Annotated in this window: 10 protein-coding genes, 2 tRNA genes and 3 rRNA genes; 9 read left to right on the plus strand and 6 right to left on the minus strand. The window is 35.0% G+C overall.

The annotated features are described in order from the left end of the window. Positions 1-57 precede the first annotated feature (57 nt). The 5 genes from LACAL_RS00140 to LACAL_RS00160 all read left to right on the plus strand — a co-directional run bounded on the left by LACAL_RS00140 (position 58) and on the right by LACAL_RS00160 (position 5,938). Positions 58-1,314 carry a polysaccharide biosynthesis C-terminal domain-containing protein gene (locus LACAL_RS00140; RefSeq protein WP_013868664.1) on the plus strand — a complete coding sequence of 419 codons (1,257 nt, stop codon included), beginning with the start codon at positions 58-60 and terminating at the stop codon, positions 1,312-1,314. Positions 1,315-1,532: 218 nt separating this feature from the next. Next, positions 1,533-3,908 (plus strand): TonB-dependent receptor, encoded by a 2,376-nt coding sequence (locus LACAL_RS00145; protein WP_013868665.1) that lies wholly within the window; start codon positions 1,533-1,535, stop codon positions 3,906-3,908. 4 nt (positions 3,909-3,912) lie between these two features. Beyond that, the gene (locus tag LACAL_RS00150) at positions 3,913-4,728 is read left to right on the plus strand and encodes a DUF4249 domain-containing protein (RefSeq protein ID WP_013868666.1); all 816 of its coding nucleotides are present in this window, start codon (positions 3,913-3,915) and stop codon (positions 4,726-4,728) included. A gap of 155 nt (positions 4,729-4,883) precedes the next feature. Then, entirely contained in the window at positions 4,884-5,696 is an 813-nt protein-coding gene (gene murQ, locus LACAL_RS00155; protein WP_013868667.1) for an N-acetylmuramic acid 6-phosphate etherase, read from the plus strand. After that, on the plus strand, positions 5,696-5,938 hold the full coding sequence (locus LACAL_RS00160; RefSeq protein WP_013868668.1) for a DUF6095 family protein: 243 nt from the start codon (positions 5,696-5,698) through the stop codon (positions 5,936-5,938). The genes murQ and LACAL_RS00160 overlap by 1 nt, the downstream gene beginning before the upstream one ends. Positions 5,939-5,942: 4 nt before the next feature. On the opposite strand, the gene LACAL_RS00165 is transcribed toward LACAL_RS00160, so the two are convergent. The 6 genes from LACAL_RS00165 to LACAL_RS00190 form a co-directional block, all read right to left on the minus strand. Beyond that, complete coding sequence (locus tag LACAL_RS00165; RefSeq protein WP_013868669.1) at positions 5,943-6,437, minus strand: hypothetical protein; 495 nt, start codon at positions 6,435-6,437, stop codon at positions 5,943-5,945. Positions 6,438-6,559: 122 nt separating this feature from the next. After that, positions 6,560-6,667, minus strand: a 5S ribosomal RNA gene (gene rrf / locus LACAL_RS00170). Between the two features lie 124 nt (positions 6,668-6,791). Continuing rightward, positions 6,792-9,610: ribosomal RNA gene (locus tag LACAL_RS00175) — 23S ribosomal RNA — on the minus strand. 159 nt (positions 9,611-9,769) lie between these two features. After that, positions 9,770-9,843: transfer RNA gene (locus LACAL_RS00180), tRNA-Ala, on the minus strand. An 86-nt stretch (positions 9,844-9,929) separates the two neighbouring features. Further along, positions 9,930-10,003 (minus strand) — tRNA-Ile (locus LACAL_RS00185). An 83-nt stretch (positions 10,004-10,086) separates the two neighbouring features. Then, positions 10,087-11,606: ribosomal RNA gene (locus LACAL_RS00190) — 16S ribosomal RNA — on the minus strand. Together the 16S, 23S and 5S rRNA genes with 2 tRNA genes alongside form the textbook arrangement of a ribosomal RNA operon. An 871-nt stretch (positions 11,607-12,477) precedes the next feature. Between LACAL_RS00190 and thrS the strand changes: the two genes are divergently transcribed. From thrS to rplT, 4 genes are all read left to right on the plus strand, one after another. Beyond that, positions 12,478-14,412 (plus strand): threonine--tRNA ligase, encoded by a 1,935-nt coding sequence (gene thrS, locus LACAL_RS00195; RefSeq protein ID WP_013868670.1) that lies wholly within the window; start codon positions 12,478-12,480, stop codon positions 14,410-14,412. 71 nt (positions 14,413-14,483) lie between these two features. After that, a complete protein-coding gene (gene infC, locus LACAL_RS00200) occupies positions 14,484-14,993 on the plus strand; it encodes a translation initiation factor IF-3 (RefSeq protein ID WP_256365400.1) in 510 nt (169 codons plus the stop codon). Positions 14,994-15,061: 68 nt separating this feature from the next. After that, complete coding sequence (gene rpmI, locus LACAL_RS00205; RefSeq protein WP_013868672.1) at positions 15,062-15,259, plus strand: 50S ribosomal protein L35; 198 nt, start codon at positions 15,062-15,064, stop codon at positions 15,257-15,259. 108 nt (positions 15,260-15,367) lie between these two features. Then, positions 15,368-15,712 (plus strand): 50S ribosomal protein L20, encoded by a 345-nt coding sequence (rplT, locus tag LACAL_RS00210; RefSeq protein ID WP_013868673.1) that lies wholly within the window; start codon positions 15,368-15,370, stop codon positions 15,710-15,712. The last annotated feature ends 76 nt before the right edge of the window (positions 15,713-15,788 follow it).

Below are 15,788 nucleotides of genomic sequence, written 5' to 3' on the forward strand. Positions count from 1 at the left end.
AAAAATATTAAAATTTATAAGTCTTTTCTTATAATTTGATACTTTTACCAAAAAAACTTGAAGTTATTTAGTAAGAAAGATTTTACAAATACAAAATGGTACCTTTTAGAGAAATTATGCCAACTTATTATTGGTATTTATATTATACCTAAAATATTTAATAGCTTGGGTGCTTTTAATTCTGGTGCTTTAGAAATTTCAAAATCTATAGTTGGTGTTTTAAGTCCTTTGTTTTTTCTTGGCTTATCTGCTATATGTATTAGAGATTTTGTTATAAAACCAAAACTGAAGTATTTTATAATTGGAACTACTTTGTTTTTAAGGTTTTGCTGTTTTATTATACTTTTATGTTTTCTTTTTTTATATACTTATTTTACAAGCACTAATGAAATTACGTTGCTTGTATTAATAATTTCTTTTAGTTATCTATTTAAAATTAGTGACGTTATAGAGTATTATTTAATTGCTACAAAGGCTTACAAATATGTGTTTATTGTAAAAATTCTTATTTTATTAATTGCTTTTGTTTTTCAATATCTTGGTGTAGTAAAAAATTATAATGTTCTGTTTTTTGCAGGTATACTGGTTTTAGAAAGCTTAATTCAAACTATACTTTATGCTTATATATTTTTCAAATTAAAAACGGTTTCTTTTTTTAAACTAAAAATATCTTCTAAAGTTGCTAAGCAAATTATGCTTGATGCTTTACCTTTATTAATTTCTAATTTTATTATTGTTCTTTACATTGCTATAGACGATTTTTTTATTAATTATTTTCTAGGAAATAATTTTAGTGGCTCTTTTGGTGTTGTCCAATTTCTTGTAATTTTTATTACATGGAATTTTGGTGCTGCTTTTGTTTATGGTCTTTATCCTGCTTTAGCAAAAAGTTATAAATACAATAGGATTAAATATGAAAGCCAACTAAAATATATTCTTAAATTTTTGATTGTTTTTGGTGTTTTTATTGGTCTGTTTTTTCAATTTTTTGGAGATTTTATTATTAATAAATTTTACGATGTTAGTTTTGCTAATGCCAAATTACCGCTTAAAATATTTGCTTGGTGTCCTCTATTTATATTTTCGGGTATGCTTTTTGAAAAGCATCTACTTAACCAAAATAGGCTACAACGTAACATGTATAGATTTACTTTAGGTTGTGTTGTAAATGCATTACTTTGCATGTTATTAATACCTATTTATAAACTTGAAGGTGCTGCTATTGCTGTTTTAATTAGCCACTTTATTACTAATGTGGTATTTGTATTTTTTTATAAATCTTACAGAATCAAGATTTTCAAATTATATTTTTAAATAGTATTATCCAGTTTAAAATAAACTCTTTTTTAGTGTTTTACGCGTTAAGGATTGATGCGGCATCCTTTTTTTTGTTGCGTTTATGCAAAAAAAAGATATAGCGGAAAGCCTGACCATTAAGATTTTTTATCTTGATGGTAACGCCAAAATTACATGTTAAACTTTTAATACAGAGTAATGTTTTATTTATCTTTAACAGCATCAAATCATTTTTAATGAATCTATCAAAAATTGTTTTTTTACTGTTTTTTTGTTTTAATATTTCATCGCTAATAGCGCAAGAAAAATTCACTTTAAGCGGCACTGTTTTTGAAGAAAATAGTAACGAAACATTAATTGGTGTTAATATTCTTTTTCCTAATGAAAACACTGGTACTATTACTAATGAGTACGGTTTTTATTCTATTACTTTGCCTAAAGGTAATTACTCGATTGTATTAAGTTATGTTGGTTATCTAGATAAAACGGTAACGATTACACTAGATAAAAACTTAAAACAAAATTTCACTCTTACAGAATCGTCAGAAAGTTTAGACGAAGTTATTATAACAGAAAACATTGAAAAGCTAAGCATAAAAAAACCGCAAATGAGTGTTAATGCACTTACAGCATCTACTATAAAACAAATTCCTGTAGTTCTTGGTGAGGCAGATGTTTTAAAAGCTATAACACTACTTCCAGGCGTAACAAATGCCGGTGAAGGTTCTTCTGGGTTTAATGTGCGTGGTGGTGCTGCAGACCAAAACCTTATATTACTTGACGAGGCTACAGTATTTAATTCTTCACATTTATTTGGACTATTTTCTGTATTTAATCCAGATGCTATTAAAGATTTAAAATTATATAAAGGAGGCATTCCTGCACGGTATGGTGGTCGTGTAGCTTCGGTTTTAGACATTTATCAAAAAGATGGAAATAACAAAAGCTTTCATGCGAATGGTGGAATTGGAATAGTATCTAGCAGATTGCTAATCGAAGGTCCTATAAAAAAAGAAAAAGGTTCATTTTTACTTGGTGGTAGAAGCTCTTATGCCCATTTATTTTTACCACTTTTTGATATAGACAATAAGGCCTATTTTTACGATTTAAATACTAAATTAAGTTATAAACTTAACGATAATAATAGCGTTTATCTATCAGGATATTTTGGTAGAGATGTTTTTAGTCTCTCTCAAAGTTTTAGAAATTTATATGGTAATACAATTTTAAACTTTAGATGGAACCATCTGTTTTCTGATAAGTTATTTTCTAATATGTCTCTAATTTATTCAGACTATTACTATGGCTTAGATTTAGACTTTGTAGAATTTGATTTTAATTCTGGCATAAGAAATTTTAATTTTAAATACGATTTAAAACATTATATAAGTAACAAGTTTAAATTACAATACGGTTTAAACAGTATTTATTATAAATTTAACCCTGGAGAAATAGAACCTTCTACTCCAACTTCTGGAATTAATGCAGAAAAACTTATAGATAAATATGCTTTCGAAAATGCAATCTATCTTGACGCAGAACACAAAGTATCTAATAAACTTACATTATCCTATGGGTTAAGATTAAGTAGTTTTCTTCGTTTAGGACAAGACGAACTAAATATTTATGAAAACAATCAAGCAGTAGTTTTTAATAATAATTTTCAAATTTACCAAAGTGCAGATGCTATTGGTACACAATCTTCTAGACGTAGTAAAACTATAAAATCTTTTTTTAATTTAGAGCCACGCATTTCAGCAGCATATCAATTAAATAGAGTATCATCTATAAAAGCTAGTTATAATAGAATGACTCAAAATCTACATTTACTTTCTAATACAAGTTCTCCAACGCCATTAGATGTGTGGACACCAAGTGGTAAATATGTAAAACCACAAATTTTAGATCAATATGCAATTGGTTATTTTAAAAATATAAAAGATGGAGATTATTCCTTAGAAATTGAAAGTTACTATAAAGATGTAAAAAATAGAATAGACTACATAGACGGCGCAAACCTTATAGCTAACAATGCTATAGAACGAGTAATACTAAATGGAAAAGCACGAGCTTATGGCTTAGAATTATTATTTAGAAAAAATGAAGGACGATTAAAAGGCTGGATAGCATATACAATATCTAAATCTGAACAAAAAACTGAAGGACGTACTCCAAACGAAACAGGTATAAATAATGGCAACTGGTATAATACTGGTTACGATAAAACACACGACCTATCTGTAACTTCTAGTTATAACTTTAATAAAAAATGGAATTTTAATGCCAATTTTTTATATCAAACCGGACAACCAACAACATATCCCAATAGCCAATATGAATATAATGGAGTCATTATACCAAACTATAGCGCTAGAAACTCTTCACGTCTACCAAGCTATCATCGCATAGATATCTCTGCAACTTACACACCTAAACCAGAAAAAACAAAAGGTTGGCAAACCTCATGGGTGTTTGGTATATATAATTTATACAACAGAAAAAATGCAGCATCAATATCTTTTGCTCAAAACGAAGACACAGGAAATAACGAAGCAACAAGGTTATCAATTTTTGGTATAGTACCATCAGTTTCTTACAATTTTAAATTTTAGAAAAATGAAAAACATAACATTAATACTATTATCATTTTTATTTTTAACAGCCTGTGAAGATGTAATAGATGTAGACGTTCCAACCTCAGAACCAAAATTAGTTATAGACGCTTCAATAAATTGGTTCGAAAATACATCTGGCAATTATCAAACCATAAAATTAACACTTACAACTTCATTTTTCGACAATCAAATACCAGCTGCCACAGGAGCAATAGTATCAGTAATCGACCAAAATAACAATACATATAATTTTAATGATACCAACAATAACGGGATATATGAATGTTTCAATTTTAATCCACAAATAAATGAAACCTACACATTAAATATAAACTATAATAACGAAAGTTACACAGCAACAGAAACAATGACGAGTGTAACACAAATAGATTCCATACAACAAGAAAATGATGGAGGATTTACAGGAGATGAAATCGAGATAAAAGCATATTATACAGACCCAGCTAACGAAGAAAACTATTATTTTTTCGAATTTCAAGAAGAAACAGAAACAAATCCATACCTAGAAGTATATAATGACGAGTTCACAAACGGAAACCAAATATTTGCCTTTTATACAAATCCAGATACCCAACCAGGAAATCAACTATCAATAAAAAACTACGGTATATCAAAACAGTTTTACGAATATATGTTTATATTATTACAACAAACTTCCGAAGGTGGTGGCGGACCATTTGAAGTGCAACCAGCAACCGTTCGTGGAAACTGTACAAATCAAACAAACGCAAAAAACTATCCACTTGGATATTTTAGAGTTTCACAAGCAACAGAAACAACATATACAATACAATAATTAGGGCGTTACTAAAACATGCTTTAAGGCATGATTTGGTCGTGTCATCCGCTATATCTTTTTTTTGCATAAACGCAACAAAAAAAAGGATGCCGCTACTACCACTAACGCGTAGACACAATTAATATTTATAACAATTATCGTACTTTTGAAATATGACATTCGAAAAAACTACAGAAAAAGACTCAAACTATAACCATCTTGAAAAGATGGCAACCTTAGAGATTTTAAAAAATATAAATAAAGAAGATCAAAGCGTACCACTAGCAGTAGAAAAAGCTATACCACAAATTGAAAAACTTGTACAACAAGTAGTATTAAAATTAAAAAATAACGGAAGACTATTTTATATAGGAGCAGGAACAAGTGGAAGACTAGGTATCGTAGATGCTTCAGAATGCCCACCAACATTTGGTGTATCACCTAATATGGTAATTGGTCTAATAGCCGGTGGAGATAAAGCAATTAGAGACGCAGTTGAATTTGCAGAAGACTCTAAAGACCAAGGTTGGAAAGATTTACAAAAAAACAACATTACTAATAAAGATATCGTGATTGGTATAGCCGCATCAGGAACTACTCCATACGTTATTGAAGCACTAAATATTTGTAATAAAAATAATATAATTACAGGATGTATTACTTGTAATAAAAATAGCCCATTATCTAATGTTGCAAAATATCCAATTGAAGTAATAGTAGGACCAGAATTTGTAACAGGAAGCTCAAGAATGAAAGCAGGAACAGCTCAAAAATTAGTACTTAATATGCTTTCAACTACTACAATGATTAAACTCAAAAGAGTAAAAGGTAATAAAATGGTAGATATGCAATTAAGCAATAATAAACTTGTAAATCGAGGAATTACAATGGTCATGCAAGAATTAAAAATAGACAAAGAAACAGCTCAAAAATTATTAGAAAAAAATAAAAGTGTAAGAGCTTCTATAAATGATTATTTAAAATAATGGAAACAAAAAGTACAGACAAAAATATTTTGGTTAAAGGTCTAAAAAAAATGGGAATATCTATAGCCTTTATGTTTTTAGGACCTACAGTATTATATATTGCATTTAGTAATCAAGAAAAAATATTATATATACCCTTAATCGTTATAGGTGTTCTATTTTGTATATCTGCAATATATTTTGCTTTTAAAGGTCTAAATACTATTTTAGATAGTATGTTTAAAAGTAAAAAAACTAGATAAAGTTTTATTTAGTTTTTTTAGGAGTAGTTGGGTTATATCCAAAATCATCATCTAAAAACTCAATATTTAGTCTGTCCAAAATATAACCAATTATAGCATAATGGTGAATTGTGTGACTATTTGCTTGAGCCAGTAATGCAGGATAAGTATAATTTATTTCAATATTTCCATAACCAAGATCATCTATTACTTTAACTAAAGTATTAGATTCGTATTTAAGAGATTTCAATTTTAATGTAATATCATCTAAATACCCAATTGCAGAATCGCAGCATGTTTCTACAGATAAATCTCTTTTTCTAATAGTTAAGTCTATAACTCCTTCATTACAATTATTAAGCAAACAATTATAAAAATCATATACATGTCTTAAATGAGAGCCAATACTTGAATAATATGGAGATATACTAGCGTTACTTAAGCTTTCACTGTTAAGACTTAATAGTAGCTTTTTTGATTTTTGAAGAGTTCCAAGGCTACATTTTATAAAATTATCCATAAACGAATTTAACTAGAAAAAATTTAATTATACAATCTATAACGTAATTAGTCAACATTTAAATATAATCTTACAAAAAGGCAAAAAAAAATCCTCAACGAATAAACGTTGAGGATTTATAAAAAAGGCGACGACCTACTCTCCCACAAATGTAGTACCATCGGCGCTAATAGGCTTAACTTCTCTGTTCGGAATGGTAAGAGGTGAGCCCTATCGCTATAATCACCTTAAATCTTTCGGTGTATGTATAATAATTATACTTAACCGTATATAAAACATATTGAAAAAAGAACACTAAGTGTTAAAACATGATAATAATTAATAATAATATTGAACTTAATAAAAAAACAGGCGTACAATAAGCCTATGGGTTATTAGTATCACTCGGCTATGACATTACTGCCTTTACACCTATGACCTATCAACGTGGTAATCTCCCACGACCCTTTAAAGAAATCTCATCTTGTGGTGGGTTTCGCGCTTATATGCTTTCAGCGCTTATCCCTTCCCAACGTAGCTACTCTGCAATGCTCCTGGCGGAACAACAGATACACCAGAGGTTAGTCCAACTCGGTCCTCTCGTACTAGAGTCAGATCCACTCAAATTTCTAACGCCCACTGTAGATAGAGACCGAACTGTCTCACGACGTTCTGAACCCAGCTCGCGTGCCACTTTAATGGGCGAACAGCCCAACCCTTGGGACCTTCTCCAGCCCCAGGATGTGACGAGCCGACATCGAGGTGCCAAACCCCCCCGTCGATGTGAGCTCTTGGGGGAGATCAGCCTGTTATCCCCGGAGTACCTTTTATCCTTTGAGCGATGGCCCTTCCATGCGGAACCACCGGATCACTATGCTCTACTTTCGTACCTGATCGACTTGTAGGTCTCTCAGTCAAGCTCCCTTATGCCATTGCACTCTACGCACGGTTACCAAGCGTGCTGAGGGAACCTTTAGAAGCCTCCGTTACTCTTTTGGAGGCGACCACCCCAGTCAAACTACCCATCAAGCACTGTTCCCACTCTGTGGGTTAGACTCTAGATAAGCAAAGGGTGGTATTTCAACAATGACTCCACAACACCTAGCGATGCTGCTTCAAAGTCTCCCACCTATCCTACACATTACTTATCCAAAGCCAATACTAAACTATAGTAAAGGTTCACGGGGTCTTTTCGTCCCACAGCGGGTAATCGGCATCTTCACCGATACTACAATTTCACCGAGCTCATGGCTGAGACAGTGTCCAGATCGTTGCACCATTCGTGCAGGTCGGAACTTACCCGACAAGGAATTTCGCTACCTTAGGACCGTTATAGTTACGGCCGCCGTTTACTGGGGCTTCATTTGATTGCTTCGCCGAAGCTAACAACTCCACTTAACCTTCCAGCACCGGGCAGGTGTCAGGCCATATACGTCATCTTTCAATTTAGCATAGCCCTGTGTTTTTGATAAACAGTCGCCTGGACCTTTTCACTGCGGCCACCCCGAAGGGTGGCGACCTTTCTCCCGAAGTTACAGGTCTATTTTGCCTAGTTCCTTAGCCATGAATCTCTCGAGCTCCTTAGAATTCTCATCCCAACTACCTGTGTCGGTTTAGGGTACGGGCTGCTTCACTCGCTTTTCTTGGAAGTCGATTCGCTAGATTATCACCGCGACCGTAGTCTTAGTGTACTATCAAGGTGTTACCACTCTTTTCAACGCACAATTCCGTCTGTGCGCACTAACTATTCGCCTCCGTCACTTTTAGTGTGAGCAGGTACAGGAATATTAACCTGTTGTCCATCCACTACCCCTTTCGGGTTCGCGTTAGGTCCCGACTAACCCTCAGCTGATTAGCATAGCTGAGGAAACCTTAGTCTTTCGGAGTGCGGGTTTCTCGCCCGCATTATCGTTACTTATGCCTACATTTTCTTTTGTAGCTACTCCAGCATGCCTCACAGCACACCTTCAACGCCACTACAATGCTCCCCTACCACTTTTACAAGTCCATAGCTTCGGTAATATGTTTATGCCCGATTATTATCCATGCCGAACCGCTCGACTAGTGAGCTGTTACGCACTCTTTAAATGAATGGCTGCTTCCAAGCCAACATCCTAGCTGTCAAAGCAGTTCAACCTCGTTTATTCAACTTAACATATATTTGGGGACCTTAGCTGATGGTCTGGGTTCTTTCCCTCTCGGACATGGACCTTAGCACCCATGCCCTCACTGCTGATTAACATTTTATAGCATTCGGAGTTTGTCAGGAATTGGTAGGCGGTGAAGCCCCCGCATCCAATCAGTAGCTCTACCTCTATAAAACTATAAATCAACGCTGCACCTAAATGCATTTCGGGGAGTACGAGCTATTTCCGAGTTTGATTGGCCTTTCACCCCTACCCACAGGTCATCCGAAGACTTTTCAACGTCAACCGGTTCGGTCCTCCACTGTATGTTACTACAGCTTCAACCTGCCCATGGGTAGATCACACGGTTTCGCGTCTACCACTACTAACTAAAGCGCCCTATTCAGACTCGCTTTCGCTACGGATTCGTGACTTAATCACTTAACCTTGCTAGCAACGGTAACTCGTAGGCTCATTATGCAAAAGGCACGCCGTCACCCCAAAGGGCTCCGACCGCTTGTAAGCGTATGGTTTCAGGATCTATTTCACTCCCTTATTCAGGGTTCTTTTCACCTTTCCCTCACGGTACTAGTTCACTATCGGTCTCTCAGGAGTATTTAGCCTTATCGGATGGTCCCGACTGTTTCATACAGGATTACTCGTGTCCCGCACTACTCAGGATACTGCTATCTTACTGCTCTTTACTTATACGGGACTATCACCCTCTTTGGTTAGTTTTTCCAAACTATTCTAATTCATCACAGCTCAAATATTGCAGTCCTACAACCCCAGAAATGCCGTAACATTACTGGTTTGGGCTAATCCGCGTTCGCTCGCCACTACTAACGGAATCACTTTTGTTTTCTTCTCCTCCGGGTACTTAGATGTTTCAGTTCTCCGGGTTCGCCTCCTTGCGGATAACATATCTTCAATATGCTGGGTTGCCCCATTCGGATATTTACGGATCAATTTGTATGTGCCAATCCCCGTAACTTTTCGCAGCTTATCACGTCCTTCATCGCCTCTGAGAGCCTAGGCATTCCCCATACGCTCTTATTTAGCTTATTGTACTTTTTGCTTTTTTAATGAGTTACATTACTAATAGCAGCTCGTTACTAACTATTAGCATGTTATTATTAATATTAATGAGATTTAATCTCATTAATTTGTATTTCATGTATCTTTTTTCAATATGTCAATGAACTTTTCAGTATTTAAACTGAATCGTGGAGAATATCGGAGTCGAACCGATGACCTCCTGCGTGCAAGGCAGGCGCTCTAGCCAGCTGAGCTAATCCCCCATTATTAAATCCCGAATATTGCATTCAGAACTTAATTATTTAGAATTGACAACTTCTAGAATTTCCTTTTTTCCTATAGTAGTTAGTAGTCTCAGGCAGACTCGAACTGCCGACCTCTACATTATCAGTGTAGCGCTCTAACCAGCTGAGCTATGAGACTCTACTATAATAGATTTTAAATTAACAGCAGGAGAATAAACAATTTTTTCCTTGTTTTAAATTTTATCGGTCGTCTTTCTCTAGAAAGGAGGTGTTCCAGCCGCACCTTCCGGTACGGCTACCTTGTTACGACTTAGCCCTAGTTACCGATTTTACCCTAGGCCGCTCCTTACGGTGACGGACTTCAGGCACTCCCAGCTTCCATGGCTTGACGGGCGGTGTGTACAAGGCCCGGGAACGTATTCACCGCATCATGGCTGATATGCGATTACTAGCGATTCCAGCTTCACGGAGTCGAGTTGCAGACTCCGATCCGAACTGTGATAGGGTTTATAGATTCGCTCCTGGTCGCCCAGTGGCTGCTCTCTGTCCCTACCATTGTAGCACGTGTGTAGCCCAGGACGTAAGGGCCGTGATGATTTGACGTCATCCCCACCTTCCTCACAGTTTGCACTGGCAGTCTTGTTAGAGTTCCCGACTTGAATCGCTGGCAACTAACAACAGGGGTTGCGCTCGTTATAGGACTTAACCTGACACCTCACGGCACGAGCTGACGACAACCATGCAGCACCTTGTAAATTGTCCGAAGAAAAGTCTATCTCTAAACCTGTCAATTTACATTTAAGCCCTGGTAAGGTTCCTCGCGTATCATCGAATTAAACCACATGCTCCACCGCTTGTGCGGGCCCCCGTCAATTCCTTTGAGTTTCATTCTTGCGAACGTACTCCCCAGGTGGGTCACTTATCACTTTCGCTTAGCCACTCAAACCGAAGTTCGAACAGCTAGTGACCATCGTTTACGGCGTGGACTACCAGGGTATCTAATCCTGTTCGCTCCCCACGCTTTCGTCCATCAGTGTCAGTTGATTATTAGTAATCTGCCTTCGCAATTGGTATTCTATGTAATATCTATGCATTTCACCGCTACACTACATATTCTAACTACTTCATAATAACTCAAGATAACCAGTATCAAAGGCAATTCTACAGTTGAGCTGCAGGATTTCACCTCTGACTTAATTATCCACCTACGGACCCTTTAAACCCAATGATTCCGGATAACGCTTGGATCCTCCGTATTACCGCGGCTGCTGGCACGGAGTTAGCCGATCCTTATTCTTACAGTACCGTCAAGCCTCTACACGTAGAGGTGTTTCTTCCTGTATAAAAGCAGTTTACAACCCATAGGGCAGTCTTCCTGCACGCGGCATGGCTGGATCAGAGTTGCCTCCATTGTCCAATATTCCTCACTGCTGCCTCCCGTAGGAGTCTGGTCCGTGTCTCAGTACCAGTGTGGGGGATCCCCCTCTCAGGGCCCCTATCTATCGTTGCCATGGTGTGCCGTTACCACACCATCTAGCTAATAGAACGCATAGTCATCTTGTACCGTAATCTTTAATATCATCCCGATGCCGAGTCGATATACTATAAGGTATTAATCTTCGTTTCCAAAGGCTATCCCTTAGTACAAGGTAGATTCTATACGCGTTACGCACCCGTGCGCCGGTCGTCAGCAAAAGCAAGCTCCCCTGTTACCCCTCGACTTGCATGTGTTAAGCCTGCCGCTAGCGTTCATCCTGAGCCAGGATCAAACTCTTCATCGTTAAATTTTTAAGTGTTTCCACTAATATGCTTAACAACCAAAGAAATTAATTTAGTACTCGAATGGTTTATTCTCTTGTTTGTCTCTAACCGTTTCCAGTTAAAAACTTACGCTGTCAATTCAATATGTTTATGAACTTTATATTCTAATTTTTATTCGCTAATTTTGTTACCTCATTAGCGGGCTGCAAATGTAAAACCCTTTTTTGTTCTACGCAATGTTTTTTTAGTTTTTTTTGAAAATTTTTATCCCCTTTTAAATCACTAAAAAATCAAAATACTACTGAACTTTTTCGCTCTAAACTTTGGTGTTTTTTGCGGCTGCAAACATACAACCTTTATTTAATATAAAAAGCTTTTTTGAAACTTTTTTTATTTATTTTTTTTAACCTTTTTTTGAACGTCACTTTTGTGCCTTTGCCTATATAGCTTAAGCGCTAAGCGGCTGCAAATATACAACCATTTATTTCTTTAACAAGCTTTTAATTTATCTTTTTTGTGTTTTATTTTAAACACCTCGCTTAAAAGCTTCTAATCAATACTTTATAGACTTATTTTTTTTACGCTTATTTATTATCTTTGTCCTTATTATATATACCCTTAATTTTATGCTTTTACCTCTAAACTATATATTAATTAAACTACTTAAATAAATGTATGATTCTTATTTGTAATAATTATACCTTTTTTTGAAAATGTTTTTTTCCGTTAGGGATTGATACGGCATCCTTTTTTTTTATTTCTAAAAAAAAGATATAGTGGAAAGCCCGACCTTTGGGAACGCCATTAATACTAAAATAATATAATTTCACTTTTTGTATTGCTTGTCTGTTAGTAACCTATTATCTTTGTTTGTTGAATTTAATATTATATATGATACAGATTACTTTACCAGATGGGAGTGTAAAATCGTTTGAAACGAATTCTACACCTATGGATGTTGCTAAGAGCATTAGCGAAGGCTTAGCCAGAAATGTTATTTCGGCAAGTTTTAACGGTTTAACAGTTGAGACTATTACCCCTCTTACCACCGATGGATCATTAATATTATACACCTGGAACAATGATGAAGGAAAAAAAGCTTTTTGGCATTCTAGTGCTCACGTTTTAGCACAAGCTATTCAGGAATTATATCCAAACGCTAAATTAACTATCGGGCCAGCTATTGAGCGTGGTTTTTATTATGATGTAGATTTTGGTGATGATGTTTTAACTGATAAAGATTTTAAAGCTGTTGAAAATAAGATGTTAGAGATTGCTAGAGGTAAGCATGATTTTAATATGAGAAGCGCTACTAAGGCCGAGGCTTTAGAACTATATAAAAACAATCCTTTTAAGACTGAATTAATACAAAATTTAGAGGATGGTACTATTACTTTTTGTGACCATTCTACTTTTACAGATTTATGTCGTGGTGGCCATATTCCAAATACAGGAATTATTAAAGCCGTTAAAGTACTATCTGTAGCTGGTGCTTATTGGAGAGGAGACGAAACAAAACCTCAATTAACGCGTGTTTATGGTATTAGTTTTCCTAAACAAAAAGAATTAACTGAGTATTTAGCGCTTTTAGAAGAAGCTAAAAAGAGAGATCATAGAAAACTGGGAAAAGAACTTGAGTTATTTACCTTCTCTCAAAAAGTTGGAGCTGGTTTACCATTATGGCTACCTAAAGGAACTGCTTTACGAGAGCGTTTAGAAAACTTTCTAAAAGCTGCACAAAAGAAAGCTGGTTATGAAATGGTAATGAGCCCGCATATTGGACAAAAAGAATTATATGTCACTTCAGGTCACTATGCAAAATATGGAGAAGACAGTTTTCAACCAATAAAAACACCAAAGGATGATGAGGAGTTTTTATTAAAACCAATGAATTGTCCTCACCACTGTGAAATTTACAATGCTTCACAATGGTCTTATAAAGATTTACCTAAGCGTTATGCTGAATTTGGAACTGTATATAGATATGAGCAAAGTGGAGAATTACATGGTTTAACACGTGTTCGAGGTTTTACTCAAGATGACGCCCATTTATTTTGTACGCCAGACCAATTAGATGCTGAGTTTAAAAATGTAATTGACTTAGTACTATATGTTTTTGGATCGTTAGGTTTTGAGAATTTTACAGCTCAAGTTTCTTTAAGAGACCCTGAAAATCCTGAAAAGTATATAGGTAGTTTAGAAAATTGGGAGAAAGCAGAACAAGCTATTATTAGCGCTGCTAAAGATAAAGGATTGAACTATGTAATTGAGACTGGAGAAGCAGCTTTTTATGGACCTAAATTAGATTTTATGGTAAAAGACGCTTTAGGAAGACAATGGCAATTAGGTACAATACAAGTAGATTATAACTTACCAGAGCGTTTTGATTTAACTTATAAAGGAAGCGATAATGAGTTACACAGACCAGTAATGATTCACCGTGCACCATTTGGAAGTATGGAGCGATTTATTGCTATTTTATTAGAGCATACAGGCGGAAATTTCCCACTTTGGTTAATGCCAAATCAAGTTTCTATATTAACTCTTAGTGAAAAATATGAAAAATACGGCGAAAAAGTTTTAAATTTGCTAGAAAATCACGAAATTCGCGCACTTATAGATAACCGAAGCGAGACTATTGGTAAGAAAATTAGAGAGGCCGAAATGAACAAGACGCCTTATATGATTATAATAGGCGAGAATGAAGAGAAAGAAAACAAAATATCTGTAAGACAACATGGCGGAGAAGATTTAGGCACGATTAGTGTAGAAGACTTCTCTGAGATTGTTAAAACAGAAATAAATAAAACATTAAAACAATTTTAAAATAAACGTTTAACTAAAATACATAAGTCATAGCAATACGTAGAAAAAGATCGAGAGGACCTTTAAGAGTCATTAAAGAAGACCAACACAGGATTAATTCAAAAATTAGAGCAGAAAAAGTGCGTCTAGTTGGAGAAAATGTTGAAGTTGGTATTTACACATCCAAGCAAGCTTTAGCCATAGCAGAAGAACAAGAGTTAGATCTTGTTGAAATATCGCCAAAGGCAGATCCGCCTGTATGTAAAATTATGGACTATAAAAAGTTTCTTTACGAACAAAAGAAACGTGACAAGGCTTTAAAGAGTAAAGCGACTAAGGTTGTTATAAAAGAAATTCGTTTTGGCCCTCAAACAGATGACCATGATTACGAATTTAAAAAGAAACATGCAGAAAAATTCTTAAAGGAAGGTGCTAAATTAAAGGCATTTGTATTCTTTAAAGGACGATCTATTGTCTTTAAAGAACAAGGTCAAATATTATTGTTGCGTTTAGCACAAGACCTTGAAGAACTTGGTAAAGTGGAGCAAATGCCGAGATTAGAAGGTAAACGTATGACTATGTTTATCGCTCCAAAAAAATAGATAATACACCTAATAAGTATTTAGGTTTAAGATATTATAAGTGAAATCATTAAAAACAAGGAAACAAGATGCCTAAAATGAAAACAAAATCTAGTGCTAAAAAGCGTTTTAAGCTTACAGGTACTGGGAAAATTAAAAGAAAGCACGCGTTTAAAAGTCACATTTTAACAAAAAAGTCTAAAAAACGTAAGCTAGCTCTAACGCATAGTGCATTAGTACACGAAGCAGATGAGAATAACGTTAAAGTAATGTTACGTTTAAAGTAATACTTATTTTAACCGGTTACAAATTATTTATAAACCCTGGAGATAGGCAAACTAAGATTTGATTAAAAGTGTCGTTATTGACCGCCTACTACAAAACACATTTAAATTATGCCAAGATCAGTAAATTCTGTTGCCAAAAGAGCCAGAAGAAAAAAGGTGCTTAAACAAGCAAAAGGTTACTTTGGACGTCGTAAAAACGTTTGGACAGTAGCAAAAAATGCGGTTGATAAAGCGATGCAATATTCGTATAGAGACCGTAGAAATAAAAAGAGAACTTTCCGTGCATTATGGATCACGCGTATTAACGCTGGAGCCCGTTTACATGGAATGTCTTACTCACAATTTATGGGTAAATTAAAAGCTAATAATATCGAATTAAACCGTAAGGTTTTAGCAGATTTAGCAATGAATCACCCAGTAGCTTTTGAAGCTATTGTGAACAAAATTAAATAAAGGCTTTTTGCCAATTAAATAATATAATTTCACTTATAAAATTAAAGTCCGATTCGTAAGAATCGGGCTTTTTTAT

The organism is Lacinutrix sp. 5H-3-7-4, assembly GCF_000211855.2.
Taxonomy (GTDB): Bacteria; Bacteroidota; Bacteroidia; order Flavobacteriales; family Flavobacteriaceae; genus Lacinutrix.